The sequence below is a fragment of the Deltaproteobacteria bacterium genome (assembly GCA_016709225.1).
Classification (GTDB): Bacteria; Myxococcota_A; Polyangia; order Nannocystales; family Nannocystaceae; genus Xiheibacterium; species Xiheibacterium phototrophicum.
The window spans coordinates 1,219,550-1,238,374 of the sequence record JADJEE010000002.1 but is presented as its reverse complement, the minus strand read 5'-3'; the positions used below and the strand labels follow the sequence as shown (position 1 = coordinate 1,238,374).

General features: G+C 72.2%; 17 protein-coding genes. 9 read left to right on the top strand and 8 right to left on the bottom strand.

Annotated features, from left to right (window positions below):
• Window positions 1–8 precede the first annotated feature (8 nt).
• Window positions 9–854 (bottom strand): transcriptional regulator, encoded by an 846-nt coding sequence (locus IPH07_19390; GenBank protein MBK6919567.1) that lies wholly within the window; start codon window positions 852–854, stop codon window positions 9–11.
• A 177-nt stretch (window positions 855–1,031) separates the two neighbouring features.
• On the opposite strand from IPH07_19390, the gene IPH07_19385 reads away from it, so the two are divergent.
• The gene (locus tag IPH07_19385) at window positions 1,032–3,875 is read left to right on the top strand and encodes a protein kinase (protein ID MBK6919566.1); all 2,844 of its coding nucleotides are present in this window, start codon (window positions 1,032–1,034) and stop codon (window positions 3,873–3,875) included.
• Window positions 3,876–3,882: 7 nt separating this feature from the next.
• Here the strand turns inward: IPH07_19385 and IPH07_19380 are convergent, their stop codons facing one another.
• Window positions 3,883–5,283, bottom strand: a complete 1,401-nt coding sequence (locus IPH07_19380) for a rhodanese-like domain-containing protein (protein ID MBK6919565.1) — start codon at window positions 5,281–5,283, stop codon at window positions 3,883–3,885.
• Window positions 5,284–5,423: 140 nt separating this feature from the next.
• On the opposite strand from IPH07_19380, the gene IPH07_19375 reads away from it, so the two are divergent.
• On the top strand, window positions 5,424–6,569 hold the full coding sequence (locus IPH07_19375; protein MBK6919564.1) for a hypothetical protein: 1,146 nt from the start codon (window positions 5,424–5,426) through the stop codon (window positions 6,567–6,569).
• Window positions 6,570–6,607: 38 nt separating this feature from the next.
• Here the strand turns inward: IPH07_19375 and IPH07_19370 are convergent, their stop codons facing one another.
• The 4 genes from IPH07_19370 to IPH07_19355 are packed head-to-tail and all read right to left on the bottom strand — an operon-like array spanning window position 6,608 to window position 9,949.
• Window positions 6,608–7,693, bottom strand: a complete 1,086-nt coding sequence (locus IPH07_19370; GenBank protein MBK6919563.1) for an SUMF1/EgtB/PvdO family nonheme iron enzyme — start codon at window positions 7,691–7,693, stop codon at window positions 6,608–6,610.
• The gene (locus tag IPH07_19365) at window positions 7,690–8,598 is read right to left on the bottom strand and encodes a hypothetical protein (protein ID MBK6919562.1); all 909 of its coding nucleotides are present in this window, start codon (window positions 8,596–8,598) and stop codon (window positions 7,690–7,692) included. The genes IPH07_19370 and IPH07_19365 overlap by 4 nt, the downstream gene beginning before the upstream one ends.
• Window positions 8,599–8,637: 39 nt before the next feature.
• Window positions 8,638–9,375: a PEGA domain-containing protein gene (locus tag IPH07_19360; GenBank protein ID MBK6919561.1), complete on the bottom strand. Its 738-nt coding sequence runs from the start codon at window positions 9,373–9,375 to the stop codon at window positions 8,638–8,640.
• The gene (locus IPH07_19355; protein ID MBK6919560.1) at window positions 9,368–9,949 is read right to left on the bottom strand and encodes a sigma-70 family RNA polymerase sigma factor; all 582 of its coding nucleotides are present in this window, start codon (window positions 9,947–9,949) and stop codon (window positions 9,368–9,370) included. The genes IPH07_19360 and IPH07_19355 overlap by 8 nt, the downstream gene beginning before the upstream one ends.
• A gap of 263 nt (window positions 9,950–10,212) precedes the next feature.
• On the opposite strand from IPH07_19355, the gene IPH07_19350 reads away from it, so the two are divergent.
• The 7 genes from IPH07_19350 to IPH07_19320 all read left to right on the top strand — a co-directional run bounded on the left by IPH07_19350 (window position 10,213) and on the right by IPH07_19320 (window position 16,806).
• Entirely contained in the window at window positions 10,213–11,484 is a 1,272-nt protein-coding gene (locus IPH07_19350) for a hypothetical protein (protein ID MBK6919559.1), read from the top strand.
• A 110-nt stretch (window positions 11,485–11,594) separates the two neighbouring features.
• A complete protein-coding gene (locus IPH07_19345; GenBank protein MBK6919558.1) occupies window positions 11,595–12,545 on the top strand; it encodes a hypothetical protein in 951 nt (316 codons plus the stop codon).
• 12 nt (window positions 12,546–12,557) lie between these two features.
• Complete coding sequence (gene pyrC / locus IPH07_19340; GenBank protein ID MBK6919557.1) at window positions 12,558–13,589, top strand: dihydroorotase; 1,032 nt, start codon at window positions 12,558–12,560, stop codon at window positions 13,587–13,589.
• Between the two features lie 91 nt (window positions 13,590–13,680).
• Window positions 13,681–14,940, top strand: a complete 1,260-nt coding sequence (locus IPH07_19335; protein MBK6919556.1) for a pyridoxal phosphate-dependent aminotransferase — start codon at window positions 13,681–13,683, stop codon at window positions 14,938–14,940.
• 177 nt (window positions 14,941–15,117) lie between these two features.
• Window positions 15,118–15,279, top strand: coding sequence for a DUF1328 domain-containing protein (locus tag IPH07_19330; protein MBK6919555.1), 162 nt, complete (start codon window positions 15,118–15,120; stop codon window positions 15,277–15,279).
• Window positions 15,280–15,383: 104 nt separating this feature from the next.
• On the top strand, window positions 15,384–15,890 hold the full coding sequence (locus IPH07_19325; GenBank protein ID MBK6919554.1) for a hypothetical protein: 507 nt from the start codon (window positions 15,384–15,386) through the stop codon (window positions 15,888–15,890).
• 46 nt (window positions 15,891–15,936) lie between these two features.
• Entirely contained in the window at window positions 15,937–16,806 is an 870-nt protein-coding gene (locus IPH07_19320; GenBank protein MBK6919553.1) for a BON domain-containing protein, read from the top strand.
• Window positions 16,807–16,920: 114 nt separating this feature from the next.
• Here IPH07_19320 and IPH07_19315 read toward each other — a convergent pair whose 3' ends face one another.
• A complete protein-coding gene (locus tag IPH07_19315) occupies window positions 16,921–17,988 on the bottom strand; it encodes a hypothetical protein (protein ID MBK6919552.1) in 1,068 nt (355 codons plus the stop codon).
• A 13-nt stretch (window positions 17,989–18,001) separates the two neighbouring features.
• On the bottom strand, window positions 18,002–18,814 hold the full coding sequence (locus tag IPH07_19310; protein MBK6919551.1) for a hypothetical protein: 813 nt from the start codon (window positions 18,812–18,814) through the stop codon (window positions 18,002–18,004).
• Window positions 18,815–18,825: the final 11 nt, after the last annotated feature.

The window sequence follows — 18,825 nt, the reverse complement described above, 5'->3', positions numbered from 1 at the left end:
CGCAGCTGCTACCCCGGCGGCGTGGCCTCGTCGGCCTCGTCCTCGGGGAAGAGCGCGCCGAGGCTGACGTCGAGCTGGCTGCGCACGAGCCGATCGAGGCTCGAGAACTCGGAGCTCGGCACCGCGAGGTGCTCGGTCAGCCACGCGCGCGTCGACTCGAGCAGGGCGGTGCGACTCTTGGCGATCCAGCGCGCGACGGTGGCTCGGTGCACGCCGTAGACGACGCCGATCTGATCGATGTTGAGGCCGTCGACGAAGTGCATCCGCAAGATGGTGCGCTCGCGCGCGGCGAGGGCCCGGCAGGCCTCGACGAGCCCGCGGGTGAAGTCCTCGCGGTAGCGCTGCTTCACGTAGTCGACCTCGACGTCACCGACATCCGGCAGCGCGAGTGCTTCGGCCCAGCCGTCGCCGGTGAAGCGCTCGGCCCGCTTGCGCTCGCGCAGCAGCGAGAGCCCCGTGCGGACTGCCGCCACGGTGACCCACGCCACCAACGCGCCGCGGCCAGCGAACTCGCCGATGCGGGGCGGCTGCTCGGTGTCGCCGGCGAGCAGCTTGGTGCGCAGGCGCTGCTTGACCTCGTCGAGGAAGCTGTCGGTATTGTCGAGCCCGCGCACCGCGGCGTCACAGGCCCCGAGCACGTCGCGGTCGAAGCGCCGCAGTGCTGCGTCATCGCCCCGCAGGCACGCGCAGGCCAGGAACAGGTCCTCGAGCGCCAGCTTGGGGAGTACGGCCTCGTCGCCGCCCCCGAGCACGCCGCGGACGTGTGCCGCGTAGGCGTCGAAGGCCAGGCGGAGCTCGGGGAAACGCGTGCACGCACCCGTCCACGCCGATCGCAGGACCTGCTCGGAGTCCATTCGTGGTCGATGGTACCAGGGTCGTGCCCTGGCAGCGCGTGGAGACATCGACAACCCGGGTGATCCGTCGACGCGTCCCGACCGAAGTTGTCGCACGCGCACCCGACGAATGCGATCGGGGGTTGCCGTGACCGACGCTTCGCGGTCCACTGCGGCTCGACTACGCTGGCCGCCGTCGTGAACGTCCCGACCTCGCCGTGTCCGCCGGAGCAGGCCCTCATCGAGCTGTCGCAGGGGCGTGCGGACCGACCGGAGCCGCTGCGTGAGCACCTCGACGGTTGTGATGACTGTCGCGTGGTGGTTGCCCGACTGCTGACGGGCGCGAGTGGTCTGCCGGGCGTGGTCGCGGGCCGCTATCGCGTGCTGCGGCTGCTGGGGCGCGGCGGCATGGGCGAGGTGCACGAGGCGATCGACACCAACCTCGAGCGCCACGTCGCCATCAAGACCCTCGACGCACGCGCACTCGATCGCGACGACCCGGAGCATCGCGTCGCTCGGCTGGTGCGCGAGTCGAAGACCATGGCGCGCCTGCGCCACCCCAACGTGGTGGCGATCTACGACGCCGGGCTCTTCGACGGCCGCGTCTTCGTGGTCATGGAGCTGGTCGATGGCATGACCCTGCGTCGCTGGTGTGCCCTGCGCCCGCGCCCGTGGACGCAGCTGCTCGAGGCGTTTCGCGCGGCGGCGCTGGGCCTGCAGGCGGCCCACGAGCAAGGCATCGTGCACCGCGATTTCAAGCCCGACAATGTGTTGGTCGACGGTGGTGGTCGCGTGCAGGTCACCGACTTCGGCCTCGCCCAGGCCGATGACGAGCACCGCAGCGGCGAGCCGGTGCCGCTGTCCGACGCGTTGCTGCTCGACGACAGCGGCTCGCTCACGCAGACCGGGACCGCGGTCGGCACGCCGGCGTACATGGCACCCGAGCAGTTCCGTGGGCTCGCGATCGACGTGCGCGCCGACGTGTTCGCGTTCTGCGTCGCGCTCTACGAGGCGCTCGCCGGCAGGCGGCCGTTCGAGGCGTCGAGCGCCCGCGGTATCGTCGAGGCGCAACGTGCCGGCGCCTCCGACGAGCCGTTGCGCGCCCGCGGGATCCCGACGTGGCTACGCGCCGCGACGCTCGCGGGCCTCGCCTGCGATCGCGACGCGCGACCGCCCGACATGGCGGCGGTGCTGCGCTCGCTGCAGCCGCCGCAGCGGCGGCGGTGGTGGGCACTGGCGGCCGCGGTGACGACGGTCGCGGTGGGCGTGGGTGCGCTGGGCCGCACGCGCGAGCTCGAGGCGTGTCGCGGTCGCGAGCCGCTCGCCGGCACCTGGACCGAGGCCGCACGTCACGAGCTCGCGGCGCCGCCGGCGGTCGAGGCTCGCATCGAAGGTTGGGCGGCCGCGTGGGGCAGCGCGTGGACCGAGGCCTGCGCTGCCACCGATCCCCGCGCCGGGGAGCAGCGTCGCGCGTGCCTCACGGGGCAGCGCGCTGCGTTCACGGCGCTGCTCCAGCGCGCGGGCGAGCTCGACGCGGTGGCGATCGAGCGCGGGCTCCCACGCGTCGCGTTGTGCCGCGACGGCGACCTCGCCCGTGAGATGCCGGAGCCCGACGATGCCGCTGGTCGCGAGGCGGTTGCGCTGGTGCGCGACGAGCTGGCGGAGGTCTCGGGCTTGCTGCTCGCCGGTCAGGCGCAGGAGCTCGAGGCACGCGGTGAGCAGCTCGTCACACAGGCGCGCGAGCTGGGTTTCGAGCCGTTGCTCGCGGAGGCGCTCGCGATGCAAGCCGTGATCGAGGTCGAGGCGGGGCGGCCGCTCGACGGACGCGCGCTGCTGCTGGCGTCGGCGCAGGTCGCCAGCGCCAGCGGTCACGACGTCTACGCGGCCCTGGCCTGGAACGAGCTGGTCCACGTCGAGCTCGAGCACCTGCACGATCATGCGCGCGGGCACGAGTACGTGGCCAACGCGCGCGCGGCGATCGAGCGCTTCGCGACCTCGCCGGCGGCCGCACGGGCGCGCGTGGCGATCGACTTCGCGGAAGGCATGTTGCTGTGGGACGAAGGCCGCAGCACCGATGCGCTCGCGCGCTTGGCATCGGCCGAGCAGGGCGCTCGCGCACACGCGCCGGACGAGCTCGATGGCATCCTCGAGGGCACCGCGCTGGTGCTCGAGGACGCCGGCGAGGTCGAGCGCGCGCTCGAGCTGCACACCACGGTCACCCAGCGGCGGCTCGAGGCGCTGGGCCCCGATCATCCGCAGCTGGTGATGTCGTACGTCAACCTCGCCAGCTCGAACTTCTCCGCCGGTCGCGTCGAGCTCGCGCTCGAGCTGACCAGACGCGCGGCCGCGATCGCGCTGCGATCCCGCGGCGAGCTGCACCCCGACTACGCGATGACCCTGCACAACGAGGGCGAGCTGCTGCGGTACCTCGGTCGGTTCGAGGAGGCGATCGCCGCCGAGCAGCGTGCGCGGTCGATCTTCGAGGCGGTGCTGGGCGGCAAGAACCTGCGGGTCGCGTCGTCGATGATGGAGGAGGCGGGCGGGATGCTCGGTCTGCATCGCTACGACGACGCGGTGGCGCTCATGCGGCGCGCGCTCGAGATCCTGGACGATCGGGAGCAGTGGTTCGAGGCCGCTGCGGGGCGGGCCAACCTCGCCGACGCGCTGCGCGAGGCTGGTCACCCCGAGCTCGGACTCGCCGATGCCCGCACCGCGGTCGAGCGGCTGCGTGCGGGCGCGCCGGAGCGACCGGAGTTCGCCTACGCCGAGCAGGTACTCGCGGAGATCGAGCTCGAGCTCGGCGACCTCGAGACCGCGCTGCCGCTGGCCCGCGCCGCCGCGGCCGATTGGTCGCACGCCGGCTTTCTGCCCTACGACGCGGCGCTGTCGAAGTTCGTGCTCGCGCGAGCGATCGATCGCGGCGGCGGCGACCCGGCCGAGGTCGACGCGTTGCTCGACGAGGTCGAGGTGGCGTGGGCCGATGCGCCGCCGGTGTGGAACGAGCGCCGCGCTGCACTGGCGGCCTTCCGCGCGCGCCGCTAGCCCGAGGTCAGCCCGGCACCACGCCGCCCGACTCCACGTTCCATAGGCCCGGCGACCAGGTCACGTCGAAGATCGGCAGGCCCTTGGCGAGCACGCCGAGGGTCGCGGTGGCCTGCGTGCCCGCCATGGCATCGAGCGTCGCGAGCAATCGTTCGGGATCCAGCCGCGGCACCAACGCGCGCTGCTGCAGCGCAAACGCGACCAGCTGCCGTCGCAGGAAGCCCACCACCTGCGGGTGGGTCACGAACATCTGCGTGCCCTCGCACGAGGGCGAGATGAGTGGGATCGGCGAGAACGGCTGCAGCTCCTGCTCGACGAACACGCGCAGCACGCCGCGCTCGGCGTGGCCTCCGGCCAACGGCACGAACTCGGCCTCGATCGCGCCGTCCCATCGCGCCTGCAGGAACGCGCGCACGAACGCGGAGGTCAGCTCGCGTCGCACGCCGTAGCGCTCGGAGTCGCTCCACAGCAGTCGCACGTGTCCGCAGCCGAGGTGTGCCGGCTGGACCATGTGCTCGAGCAGGATCTCGCGCAGCTCGAGCGGCGGGTCGCTGATGAACGCACGCCACTCGAGGGTCTCGAACACGTTCGCGAGCGCGGCGTCGAGCCGTCGGTCGCTGCGCAACGACTTGATGAGCAGGTTGGCGGTGTGCACGTCGGTGTGCATGTAGAAGCGCCCCAGTGCATCGAGCCGCCGGGCCAGCAGCGCGCGGACCTCCTGCGGCGAGAATGCCTTGCCCGACTCGCGCTCGATGGCCCCGAGCAGCAGCAGGAACTCACCGGCGTCGCCACCCAGCGTGCCGACGACACTGCTGTCGTCGCGACCGTCGACGCACGACATCCGTCCGTGCAGCAGCAGCGCGGCCAGCCTGATGAAGCGCACCGCCGCGGGATCACCCACGTGTCGCTCGATGCGCTCGATCGTCAGCGCGGCGTCGGGTGCGGACGCGGCCGGTGCACCGCGGAGATGATCGGCGCGCTCGAGGATCTCGCGATCTCGCGAGGTGCCGAAGCCGAGGTTCTTCCACGCGACCATGCCACCCTCGAGCGCGGCGACGAAGCGCAGGCCCTCGCGCTCGAGCAGCTTGGCCAGCTCGCCGGCCCGCTCACCCCCGCGGGAGATCAGGATCACCGGGGTGTCCCGCTCCACGCGGGTCGCCAGCGAAGGCGCGCGCCCACGGGGGATCCAGTCGGAGCCCGGGATGTGCCCCAGCGGCCCGACCAGCTCGTCGGGCTCGCGCACGTCGATCAATCGGACGTTGCGCCCCTGTCGCGCGACGAACTCCGCCGGCAGCAGGCCGATGCCGCTGGGCGAGCGCACCAGCGAGGCAACCCAGTTCACGCGGAACAGGCGCTCGCCCTGGGATACCGCGCCGATCGGGGGGATGAGGGGATCGTCGTCGGACATCGGGGACGATCATAGCGAAGGCGGTCGTCCAAGCCCCCTGCCCGATGCGGCGGGCAGCCGGACCCGCGCAGCCGCGAGCGCGTGGGCGTCACCCGGGAAGTTGGCCAGGGCGGCGCGGTTGCGGTACCTGTGGGGCGCACGTGCGCGCGCATCGGATCGCCCTGTGGCTCGCGGTGGGTCAGCTGGCCTGCTCGCCGGGTCGCGCACGCACGTCGTCGTCGCCGGAGCCGGCCGCCCCCGTGGTCGTGCCCGCGCCGACGCGCGAGACGCCACGAGCGATCGAGCCGCCGCCGCCCGTCACCGTCGTGTCGCCGCCGGCCGCGGTCGAGCCCAGGACGCCGCAAGTCGATGCGACGCTCATCGAGGGTCCCGCCGCGCCGGCCCCGGCGTCGCCGGCCCAGCACGCCCGCCTGCTCGACTCGCCCGAGGATCCCGAGCCCAAGCTGCGTGGCGGCATCGTGAAGGAGCTCGAGGACGTCTCGTACATCGTCGGTAACGAGTGGTCGCTCGACGCCTTCCGCGAGGTCATCACCGGCCTCGGCGGCGGCTACGTCGGCGTCGGGCCCGATCAGGCCTATCTCATGATGGGCTGGCAGCGACCCGAGTTCGCGTGGCTCATCGACTACGATCCCAAGGTCATGCGCGTGCACGCGATGTACCACGCGCTGCTGCGGCACTGCGGCTCGCGCAAGGAGTTCCTGGCGGCGTTCGAGCCGGAGGCGACCGATGCGATCGCGGAGGTGCTCGACGACGCCGTCGCCGACGATCGCGTGCGTCGCTTGTATCGCAACAACCGCGACATGTTCCGTTGGCGCCTGCGCAGCATCGAGCGCAAGCTCGCGCGGCGTCGGGTCCCGAGCTGGCTCACCGACGACGAGACCTACGCGTTCGTGCGCGAGCTGGTGCTCGGAGGTCGCGTGCGTGCGCTGCGGGTCAACCTGCTCGACGAGCTCGGCATGGTCGGCATCGCCCAGGCCGCGCGTGAGCTCGGCGTGGTCGTGCGAGTGGTCTACGTGTCGAACGCGGAGGAGTACTGGGAGCAGTACGCCCCGCAGTTCGAGCGCAACCTCGCGGCGCTGCCGAGCGACGCGCGCTCGCTGCTGCTGCGCACGCGCCTGGTGTGGCAGGTCAATCGCGACTACGTCTACAACGCGCAGCCGCTGCAGGATTTCCTGGCGTGGCTGGCCGCGCCCGGGGTCGAGACCCTCGAGGACGTGGTCGGTCCCAAGCCGCCGGCGCAGCGCGATCGCATCAACTTCGTGCTGACGACCGCGCGGCCGCCCTGACCACGCGGCGTCGCTCCGCATGCTCGCGGGTCGCGGCGCTACAGCCCACGCTCGCGGTCGGGATTCGGCTCGCCCTCGCGGGGGGCCTCGGCGGCGAGCGGCTTGCCGCGCAGCGCTGCGGCCTGCTCGAGCGAAGCCGCACAGCGGAAGCCGTAGTGATGGAAGGGGCGATTGTCCGGCGGCTGTGCGCGACGGATCGCGCCGTTGCCCAGCTGGCCGCTCCAGTACCACGAGCCGCCCTTGACCAGCTTCTGGTCGTGGCCGGGGCAGGGCTCGACCCCACCGCACGGACCCTTGGGATCGACACCCATGCACGCGTCGCCGCAGCTGGCGTAGTCGGGCGCGTACCAGTCGGCGACGTACTCCCAGGCATTGCCGACCATGTCGTAGAGGCCGTAGGCGGCGGCGGGCCGCGAACCGACCACGAAGGTGCGGCCCTTGTAGGGCTCCGAGCTGCGCGCCATCGGTGTGCCGCAGCTTCGGCCACGCTTGTCCTTGATCACCGCGCGACGACAGCTGGGGCGCTCGTCGCCCCACGGGTGCAGCGCGCCGGCATCACCGCGAGCGGCCTTCTCCCACTGCGCCTCGGTCGGTAGCTGCTTGCCGTGGGCCTCGCAGAAGGCCTTCGCACCGCGCCAGGTCATGCCGACGATGGGCTGATGCGGACGCGAGAAGTCGGGATAGAACGGACCGCCCTTGGGGCACGCGCCCGCGCGCACACAGGCCTTGTACTCGGCAATCGTGACCTCGAAGCGGTCCATGTAGAACGTCTGCAGGTGCACCGTGGCGGCCGGTCGCGTGTTCTCGGGACCATCGTCGGTGCCGCGGATCATCGCGCCGCCGGGGATGCACGACATGTTGGCGGGCGCATCCTCGCAGCTTGCGATCGCGGTGCCGTCGGGCAGTCGCGCTGCGCCGGCGTCGACCGCCGGCGTGGCCGGGGCCGGCGCGCCGGCATCGTCCGCGGGCGTCGTCGCGGCGTGCGATGCGAGTGCGAGCGTCGGCGGCGTCGGTGCCGGCGCGGGGGTGGCCGAGGGTTGCTGCGCCGGCACCGGCGATGGGCTCGGCGTCGCGTGGGTGCAGGCCAGCACCAACATGTACGGCAGCAGCGCCCGCGCGCTCATGGTCCGCCCTCGGTCGGCACCACGCAGGCGCCGACCCAGTCGTAGAGCGGCGGGCCGTCGCCGGGATCGAACAGTCGCACGCACATGTGCTCGGGCGCGCCGGGACAGCTGGCGGAGGCGTCGGGATCGCGGGTGTCGCAGAACGGCGTGCAGCAGCCCTCGGCGTTGCCGCACTCGAAGAACTCGGGCGGATCGGCGCAGAGCATGCCGGAGTCGCACTGGTTGGTGAAGATGCACGGGTCGCCGTAGGCGCCACCCGGACCCGAGGCATCGTCGAGACACGTGAAGTGATCCTGGATGCGGTAGCAACCGCGATCACCCGGGCAGTCGGCGCCGAAGGGATCGCACGAGCTCGTGCACAGCCGTGGGATCGCATCCGGCGGTCCGACGCAGCGCGCGGTGGTGTCGGCGCAGACGAGGTCGGGCTGCTCGGCGTCCTCCATGCACAACGCGACGCAGGTGCCGTCGAGGGTCTCGGCGTCGTAGACCACGCAGGTGAGTCCGCGATCACAGTCGTCGAGGCCGCTGGCCGGCCACTCCTGCATGGTGCACGCCTGCCCGCTCGCTTGCGGCGACGCGACCACGTCCACGCAGCGCGCGGCGTTCGGCACCATGCCGCCATCGCTCGCGAACGGCGAGCACTTGCGACCCATGGGGCACTCGTCGCGGTAGAGGTTGCACGACACCGGCGCGCCGCCATCGGGGTCGGCCACGAAGCCGCCCGAGTCCGCGCTGCTGCCGGAGCCTTCCGAGGCGCTGTCCGCCGCGGAGGCGCCGGTGCTCGTGCCCGAGCCCGAGCCCGCCGACGTCGCCGTGCTCGGGTCGGTGCTGGACGTCGAGCTGCAGGCCCACGGCTGCACGAGCACGAGCACCAACATCGCAGCATCGTGCCGGCCGAGGCGCACGGGCGGCATCATACTTCGCCCGGGCGCGCCGTGGGCCCCTCAGTCCGTCGCGTAGGGGTTCTTCAAGTCGATCGTGTCCGACGGCGCTGCGCCGCGGCTGGGTGCGGGAACGCCGAAGGGGTCCTTGAGATCGGACGCGCCTGTGCCCGAGACCACCGGCCGCTTGGCGCGACGGGGCGGTGGCGGCACGAACGCCCCGATGTCGAGCGCGGGCGCGGCCGGGATCGGCACCAGCTTCACCGACAGCTGCAGCACGTCGTCGGGGATGTCGATGCGCTGCGTCCACGGCTCGAAGCCGACGCGCTCCACCTGCACCGTATGGGGCCCGAGCGGGAGGTTGGTGAGCACCACCGGCGAGGTGCCATCGCGCAGCGCACCGTCGAGGCGGACCTGTGCATCCTGGGGCTCCAGCGTGAGCACGACGTGGCCGCTCACCGGCGCCGCTGCGGCAACGACCGCGGGCGCGGGCGCGTCGGCCCGTGGCTCCGTCGGTGGTGCTCCCGTGCTCGGCGCGATCGCACTGGGCGAGGCGGGGGCCTCGCTCGGTTCCCGCGGTCGCATCATCACCAGGCTCGCGACCGCAGTGGCGGCGATCGCCATCGATACCGCCGCGATCGCCCACGGCAACCGTGATGCCGTCGGCGCGGGGGTCTGTGCACGTGGGGGATGCAGCCGATCCATCACGCGATCGGTGAAGTCGCCGGGGAGTGTGGGCACGGTCAGGGCCTCCAGGAGATGCCGCGGGGGCAGCTCGTCGTCGTGGGTCGGTTCAGCCATGGCGAAGTCCTTCGAGTCGACGCTGCAGCGCGGCGCGAGCCCGCCACAGCCGCGACTTCACGGTGCCGAGATCGATCTCGAGCGCCTCGGCGATGTCGCGGTAGTCCATGTCGTGGTAGGCGCGCAGCACGAAGGTCGCGCGGATCTCGGGGGCGAGTTCGTCGATCGCGGCCGCGATCGCGCCGCCGATCGCGGCGCGCTCGATCGCGAGGTCCGGCAGCACCGCGTCGCTCGCCGCCGACGACATCATCGCGACCGTGGGCAGCGGCCGTCGACGCAGCTCGTCGATCGCACAGCGCGTGGCGATGGTCAGCGCCCAGGTGCGGAACTTGGCCTCGCCGTCGTCGCGAAAGCCGGGCAACGCGCGGACGATCCGCAGCAGTGCGTCCTGGGTGAGGTCCTGCGCGAGCTCGCTGCGTCCGGCCGAGCCCAGCATCCGCCACATCAGTCGATGGACCGGTGCCTGCAGGTGCAGCACGATCTGACGCTGCGCCCACGGCTCTGCCCGACGCGCGGCCGCGAGCACGCTGGCATCGGGCGCAGGCGCGGCCTGCGTCGAGAGCGGCTTCACCATCGGCACGGGCGATTGTCTCGGAAGTGGGCGCGCCAAGGTTCCCCGGCGCGTGCGGGAACTTTGCCGGGGGGCTGGGTCACCCTTCGGTAGGGCGACCGCACCGGTCACCCGAACGCGGGCCCGAACGCGGGCCCGAACGCGGGTATGATGGCGAGGCTGCAATCATGAGACTTCTTGCAACGTCCCTGGGGTTCGCGTCGGTGCTACTGGTCGGTTGTGGCGAGGATGGGCGCCAGCCCGAGCAGCAGACCTCTGGGCTCTCGCTGACGTCGGTGGCCAGTAGCCTCGGGGGCAGCGACGAAGGCATCGACACCGACGCCAAGCTCGACCTCGGTGGCGCCGACGGCAGCGGCGGTCAGGCCGAGGGCAGCGGCGACTGTGTGCCGGCGCCGACCAACGCGACCCTGCACGGCACCGTCTACGCGCCGAACCTGCAGATCCCGATCAGCGGCGCGCTGGTCTACGTGTCGAGCCAGGACCCCGAGCCGGTCCCCGACGGCGTCTACTGTGCCGAGTGCGTCGGCGTCCCCTGCGACGCCAACTTCGTGCTGACCAACCCCGACGGATCGTTCGAGCTGCCGGCCGCGGCGGGCTCCGGGCAGAAGCTGATCGTGCAGAAGGGCGAGTTCCTCCGCGTCACCGATCTCGAGATCGCCGAGGGCGACAACGACGTGGCGCCGACCAACTCGAGCCTACCGGGCGAGTGGAACCCGGACGCCGGCATGTGGATCCCGCGCGTCGCGGTCGTCAACACCTTCAACGACAGCATCTTCAACATCCTCGCCAAGATCGGCATGGGCAGCGTCGACGGCAGCGGCGCGCTGGTGAACGGCTCGCAGAACTTCGACCTGCTCACCCAGCCCGACGGTGGCGCGCTGCTCGACGACCTCGAGGCGATGCGTCGCTACCACATCATCTTCATCCCGTGCATGTCGCAGGTCGGCATGGGCTTCTTGTCGGAGCTGCGCGCGCTCAACATCCGCCAGTGGGTCGCCGAGGGCGGCAAGTTCTACGTCACGGACTGGGCCAACGAGTACATCTACCAGACGTTCCCGAACTACCAGACGCTGAACGGGCAGGACTTCGATCCCGACCTCGACTACTACGACACCACCGGCACCGTGCTCGATCCGGAGCTGCTCGCGTGGCTGCAGGCGCTCCCGCCCGCGCTCAAGGACATCGGTGGAGGTCATCCCAACCTGTTGTCGTTGCCGCAGGTCGAGCTGGTCGACAACTGGTCGGGCATCGACGCCATCCCGCCGGTGATCACGCAGGACGACATGGGCAACGACGTCGACGTCGGGCATCACTCGTGGGTCGAGGGCGTGTGTCACGCGTGCTCGCCGGTCGGGGACGCGCGGCCGATGACGATCAGCGCCGACTACGGCTGCGGCCGTCTGATGTTCAGCACCTACCACACCGACGAAGGTGCCCACGCCGGGCTCACGCCGCAGGAGCTGATCCTCCTCTACATCATCCTCGAGATCGGGGTGTGCCACGACGCACCGCCTCCGCCGCCGCCGCCGGTGGGATGAGGCTTGGCGTCGGTCGGGCCAGGCCGGCATACTCCCAGGCGTTGCTGGGGTCGGTGCGACCGCGCGGGGGCGCGGCCGTCTGGCTCGATCGAGGAGTGCTCCACTTGTCCATGATCGTTCCACGCGCGGCGCTTCGCCGTCGCGGCTCGCTGTCGACCGCGGTGGTCGTCGCGATGCTCGCGGCCTGCAACTTCGACAGCACGGGGGTGCCGACCACCGGCGTCGTCACCGATCCGACCATCGGCGACGGCGGCACGCAGGGCACCACCACGGGCGAGCCCAGCACCGCCTCGACCACGGTGGACTCGCAGGAGGGCACCGCGACCACGGGCACGACCGGCTCCGCCGCGAGCAGCGGCTCGAGCGAGGGCAGCACCCACGCGGCGACGGACAGCAGCGGCACCGCGGGCGCGACCGAGGGCTCGAGCAGCGGCAGCGGCAGCGAAGGTGGCTCGAGCACGGGCACCGACGGCAGCAGCAGCGGCGGCAGCAGCAGCGGCGGCAGCAGTGGTAGCAGCGGTGGCGCCGAGGGCTCGAGCAGCGGCGGCTCGACGGTCGGCTCGAGCAGCACCGACACGGCCAGCACCACCGACCCCGTCAGCACGACCGACGTCGCCAGCACCACGGACCCTGCCAGCACCACCGACGTGGCGGGCACCAGCACCGACGCGGGCACCACCACCGATGCCGCCAGCACCACCGATGCGAGCAGCACGGGCGGCGCGTCGGGCACCGGCACCGACACGGTCGCTGCCGGCACCGACGTCGGCACCAGCGACGCCGGCTCGAGCAGCGGCGACCCGGGTGGGGGCTCGTCCGGCAGCGACGGCGGTGCATCGGCCTGCGATCCGGACGCCCAAGACAACGCCTGCATCACCTGCACGAAGGCCTCGTGCTGCGCGGAGTTCGAGCTCTGCGATACCGACGCCGCGTGCGTGTGCGTGCGCGAGTGCCTGGTCGCGGGGGACGTGCTCGACAATTGCGCGTCCAGCTGTGGCAGCAGCGCGTCCGCCCAGGCCCTGGTCGATTGCGGGCAGACGCAGTGCCCCGAGTGCGGGTAGATCTCGCTCGACATGGATCGCATCGAGCTGCCGCGCCCCGACGACTGGCACCTGCACCTGCGCGATGGTGACGTGCTGCCGGAGCTCGTGCGGCACAGCGCCCGGTTCGGCCGCGCGATCGTGATGCCCAACCTGCGGCCGCCGGTCACCGCGGTCGCGGGTGCGCGGGCGTACCGCGAGCGCATCCTCGCGGCGCGCCCGCCGGGATCCGACTTCGAGCCGCTGATGACGCTCTATCTCACCGCGGCCACCACCACCGCCGAGATCGACGCGGCCGCGGCCGACCCCTTCGTGCATGCGATCAAGCTCTACCCCGCGGGGGCCACGACCAACGCCGACGCCGGCGTGCGCGACGTGCTGGCGTGCGACGAGGTGCTGCGCGCAATGGCAGCCGTGGGGTTGCCGCTGCTGGTCCATGGCGAGAGCATCGATCCGCAGGTCGACGTGTTCGATCGCGAGGCCGTGTTCGTGCGCGAGACGCTGGCGCGGGTGATCGATCGCCACCCCACGCTGCCGATCGTGCTCGAGCACGTCAGCACCGCGGAGGCGGTGGCCTTCGTCGAGGCCGCGCCGGCCCACGTGGCGGCGACCATCACCGCTCATCACCTCCTGTTCGACCGCAACGCGATGTTCAAGGGCGGCCTGCGTCCGCACATGTACTGCCTGCCGGTGCTCAAGCGCGCGCACCACCGCGAGGCGCTGGTGCGCGCGGCGACCTCGGGCTCGCCGAAGTTCTTCCTCGGCACCGACAGCGCGCCGCACGGTCGCGGCGCCAAGCAGGCACCGTGCGGCTGCGCCGGCGTGTTCACGGCCCACGCCGCGCTCGAGCTCTACGCCGAGGCCTTCGACGCCGCCGGAGCGCTGCCGCGCCTGCCCGACTTCGCGTCGCGCTTCGGGCCCGCGTTCTACCGGCTGCCGGTGGCCACGAGCCGCGTCACCCTGGTGCGCGAGCCCTGGCGGGTGCCCGCGAGCTACCGCCTGGGTGACGACGAGCTGGTGCCGCTGCGGGCCGACGAGCTGGTGCAGTGGCGGTGGCTGCCGTAGCTCGCCGCATCGACGATCGTTCGACGCACGCCGACGACATTGCGAGTGGTCGCCGCGGGCTGCTAGCTTCGCGCCGGTGAGCGAGCCCTCCATGACGGCCGTGCGCGCGGTGCCCCGCACCGGCGTCATCTTCGTGACCACCGAGGCCACGCGTCGCGGCTACGACGCGACCGATCCCGAGTGGTGCAACCTCGGCCAAGGGCAGCCCGAGACCGGCGATCTGCCGGGCGCACCGGCGCGGGTGCTGCAGGTCGCGATCGATCCCAGCGAGCACGACTACGCCCCGGTCGGCGGGGTCTGGGAGCTGCGCGACGCGGTCGCGCAGATGTACAACCGCATCTATCGCCGAGGCCTGCGCTCGCAGTACTCGGCCGAGAACGTGTGCATCAGTGGCGGTGGGCGGGTCGCGCTCACGCGCGCGCTGGCGAGCCTGGGCGGCGTGAACCTCGGGCACTTCCTGCCCGACTACACCGCCTACGAAGAGCTGCTCGACATCTTTCGCGGCTTCTCGGCGATCCCGATCCTGCTCGAGCCCGAACGTGGCTACGCGATCGACATCGCCGACCTGCGTCGCGAGGTGCTCGGGCGCGGGCTCTCCGCGCTGCTGGCCAGCAACCCCTGCAACCCCACCGGCAAGCTCATCGGCGGTGACGACCTCGGCCGCGTGGTCGCGCTGGGGCGCGAGCTCGACTGCACCCTGCTGCTCGACGAGTTCTACTCGCACTACGTGTGGATCGATCGCTTCGGCGGCGAGCTGCCGGTGGAGAGCGCCGCCCGCTACGTCGAAGACGTCGACCGCGACCCGGTGGTGCTGTTCGATGGCCTCACCAAGAACTGGCGCTACCCGGGCTGGCGGGTGGCGTGGACGGTGGGGCCCAAGCGGGTGGTCGAGGCGGTCACCAGCGCGGGCTCGTTCCTCGACGGTGGCGGCACCCGTCCGCTGCAGCGGGCCGCGCTGGCGTTGCTGACCCCCGAGCACGTCGAGGCCGAGACCCGGGCGATCGCGACGAGCTTCCGCGAGAAGCGGCGGCGCTTCGTCGCGCGGCTCCGCCAGCTCGGCGTGCGGCTCGACCGCGAGCCCGAGGGCACGTTCTACGCATGGGGCGACGTGTCCGGTCTGCCGCCACCGTTGGCCGATGGCATGTCGCTGTTCGAGCAGGCGCTGACACAAAAGGTGATCGTGGTGCCGGGCGCATTCTTCGACGTGAACCCCGGGCATCGTCGCGCGCGCCCGTCGAGGTTCCATCGCTACGTGCGCTTCTCGTTCGGCCCGGCGATGGACGTGCTCGACCGCGCCTGCGATCGCCTCGGCGTGTTGATCGAAGAGGCCGCCGCGGGCCGCATCGGCTGAACGCGAGCGCTCCGCCCGACCGTGCGTGCTCGGAGCGCACGATCGTGGCCGATCCGCACGCGGGCCCGCGGGCGGCCGCGACGAAGGCACGCGCGACCCATGGGCATTGCTGCGCATGACCCCGTGGCGCGGGTTGGCACGCGCCTTGGAATGGCAGGGCAGCGAGGAATCAAACCCATGCTGCAAGCCGCCATCGCTCTCTTCGTCATCGCTCTCATCGCCGCCGTGTTCGGATTCGGTGGCCTCGCCGCGGGTGTCGCGGGCATCGCCAAGATCGTGATGTTCGTGTTCCTCATCGGTGCCGTCATCTCTCTCATCGTCGGCCTCGTCCGCCGCTAGTCGCCCGCCGACGGGGTGAGTGATCGAAGGCCCGCCGAGCCCGCAGTGCGGATGCTCGAGGCCCACTCACCCCGTCGCGAGCGCATCCCTGACTGGAGGAACCCATGAAGACCATCGTTGCCATGTTCACCACCACCCTCGACGCACAGAACGCGGTGCTCGCCCTCGAGCACATCGGCGTCGCGCCCAAGGACGTCAGCTTGCTGGTGGCCGAGAACGCCACCGGCGAGCACTTCAAGGTCGTCGAGACCAACAAGGCCGCGCAGGGAGCCGTCGGCGGCGGCGTCGTCGGCGGGTTGCTCGGCGCGCTCGCGGGCACACTGGTCGCCATCGGCATCATCGTCGCGCCGGGCGTCGGCTTGGTCGCGGCGGGCCCCGTGATCGCTGCGCTCGCCGGTGCCGGTGCGGGTGCGGCGGGCGGTAGCCTGGTCGGCGGACTCGTCGGCATGGGCATCCCCGAGCACGAGGCCAAGGCGATCAGCGAGCGGGTGACCCGCGGCGGCGTGCTGCTGGCCGTGACCCCGCGCGACGAGGACGACGCCGGCCACATCCGCGACGCCCTGCGTCAGGCCGGCGCGACCTCGCTGTCCAACGTGTCGCAGGCCGCGTAGTCGAAGTCGTCGGTAACCATCCGAGAAGCTCGCCGCGCGAGGCCGCATGTCCGACCCCGACACCCCACCTCGACGGCCTGCGACGCCGGCCGACGGGACTGACCTCCGCGAGATCGTGGTGGTGGCCCCGTCGGCCCTGGGCGACTCGATCGTCACGGCACTCGGTGCCGATGGCGGGCGCGCCGTACGACTGGCGTCCTTCGACGATGCACTCGCGCGCGTACGACCCTCCACCTTGGCGCTGATGGTCGCGCTCACGGATGCGCCGACCGCCGCGCGAGAGGTCTGTCGACGCGTGCACGGCCACGCAGGTGGTCGCCGCGTGCCGCTGCTGTTCGTGGTCGAGCGCGGCGATCTCTCCGACTCCGACGCCCGACGCCTGCACGACTTCGGTGCCACCGCGGTCCTGCAGTGGCCGGAGGACGCGGGGCTGCTGCGACGGTTCCTGCCCGAGCTGCTGGCGTTGCCGCTCGAGACGGCCGACGAGCCCGATGCGACCGACGCACTGCGGGCCGCGATCCATGCCCGTCTCCAGGGCGACCGCGTGCTCGCCGACAAGGTCGACGTGCGCGTGCATGGTGGTGTCGCCGTGCTGCGCGGTGCGGTGCCATCGGCGTGGGCGCGCAGCCGGCTCTCGCGCATCGTCGCTGCGGTGCCCGGCATCACGGGCGTGATCGACCTCGGCGTGATCGTCGATCACCCCGACGTCGACGACGAGGCGCTGCAGGCCAGCGTCGACGAGACCCTGTGCTCGGTGGGCAACATCGAGGGCCGGGGCCTGCGGGCGACGGTGCGTGATGGCGTGGCCGTCATCGGCGCAGCTGCAGACGACGCGGTCGACCCCGAGGTCGTCACGCGGGTCTGCAATGCGGTGCAGCAGATCCCCGGTGTTCGCCGCGTGCTCGACTGGGTCTAGTGCCTCAAGGTGCGGCAACGCAGCGAGGCGCGGTCAGGGCGGTGCTATGGCCCATCACAATCCCTGTGTCGAGGTACTAGTCGCACCGCTGGTGCAGCGGCAGCTCGCGGCTGGTCAGAAGCGAACGCGCAGTCCGGCGGACCAGCCCTCGCGCGTCGGTGCGACGCCGAACGCCAGGCCGTGTTCCTGCATCGCACGGAGGTACTTGCGTCGCTGGCGGGCACCGCGGATGGTGATCGGGATGCCAGCGCCGAGCGAGGCGGCCCCGACGATGGTCAGCGGTAGGTAGAGCCCGACGCACGATGGGCACACGCCCAGCAACACGACGCCGGAGATGAACAGCGGCGCGCCGAGAACATCGAGCACGACGCCGCCTGCGATCAGTCCGCCGCCGGTGGCGGTGGGCACGGGCTTGGGCCGGTGCACGCGCAGGCCCGCGATCGCGTCCTTGCGCATCACGAAGACCTCGCCGGTGTCGTGCTCGATCAGCGTGAAGGTCTCATGCTGCACCGCGCCGACGATGCCGCGCTTGCGACCGCCACCGACGAGCTGCACGTCGACGTCGAAGCCGTCGACGCCCTCCCAGGCTGCATCGACCACGCTCGACGCCGGCGCTGGCGCGGGCACCGGTGTCGCGTCGGTCGGGGCCTCGGCGACGCCGACCGGATCCTCGCCGTCCGCGGGCACATCGCTCGGCGCGTCGGAAGCGATGGCCGCGTCCGTCGTCGGCACCGTCGGGGTCGCCGCCGCTTCGCTCGCCTCGGGCAGCGTCGGTGACGCGGGCAGCTTGGGTCGCTGCACGCCGGCTGCTGGGGCCGCGATGGCCTCGGCCGCCAGCGACAACGGCAGGCACGCAGCGACGAGCCACGGCGCGCGGCGGCGACGGGCGACGCGACGCCCGCCGCCGTGCAGCTGCACGTGCGCGAGATGACCGTGGACGTGCGCGCGCACGTGCCAGGCGTCGATGGGCGGCGGCGCGGGGGCGCGATCGGGCGCGGGGATCGACGCTGCGACCGTGGCCACGAACAGCGACACGCTGGCGGGCCCGGCCGCGTCCGCGGGCCGTATCACCACGCATGGCTCGGCGGCGCGCGGGCGACCGCAGAACGCCGCGATGTCGGGCTCGCCCGCCGTCGACACGCGTGCACGCAACCGCAGCGACAGCGAAGGGGCGGACGTCATCGATGCAACCATATCATCGCCTCGCCAGCATGTCGGCCAGCGCGGCGGCCTCGGCCGCGGCGTGCTGCTCGCGGATGAGCGGCCGCAACATCGCGTCGGTCTCGCCGAGGTGGGCGACGAAGCTGGCATCGAGCGCGTGCCCGCGGTCGATGGCGTCGTACAGCGCGTCGAACGTGGCGACGATCTCGGGCGCGAGGCCGCGGCACGCGGCACCCAACAACTCCCCGTCCGGCGCGTCGACCTGCGTGCCCGCCAGCTCGGGCTTCACGGCCGCCACGGCCGCGTCGAGCGGGCCTTCGACACCCAGCCAGCGCAGGGTCTCCGTGACGACCCGCTCCGGATCGCGTCGCAGCGCGCCGAAGCCGACCACGTGGACGGCGTAGCCGCGGATCGCGAGGTCGCGGATCAGGCCATGCAGGTCGCACCACCACTGCAGCGCGGGTGCCAGTGCATCGCCCGCGCGCGTGCCCAACAGCCGCTGCAGTCGGCGCGTCGAGATCACGCTCGCGCGCCAGTCGCGGACGGTCGCGACCACGTGATCGAGGAAGGCGACGTCGGTGCGCACGAGCCCGGGCGCGAAGACCTTCACCACGTGGCGACGGGTCGCCTCCGGCGCGAGGTAGGCCCCGCTGACGGGGTGCGGATTGGTCGCGTGGTAGATGCCGGCGACGAGCTCCGACTCGAAGAAGCCCTCGGGGTTCGCCGCGCGCAGCGTGCGAGCGCTGTCGAGCGGGAAGCGCTCACCGATCCACGGCAGGCCCGCCGCCGTGAGCACCTGCATCCACGCCGACGTGCCCGCGCGCTTGCTGCCCGTGACGACGATCATCGGCTGTCGCG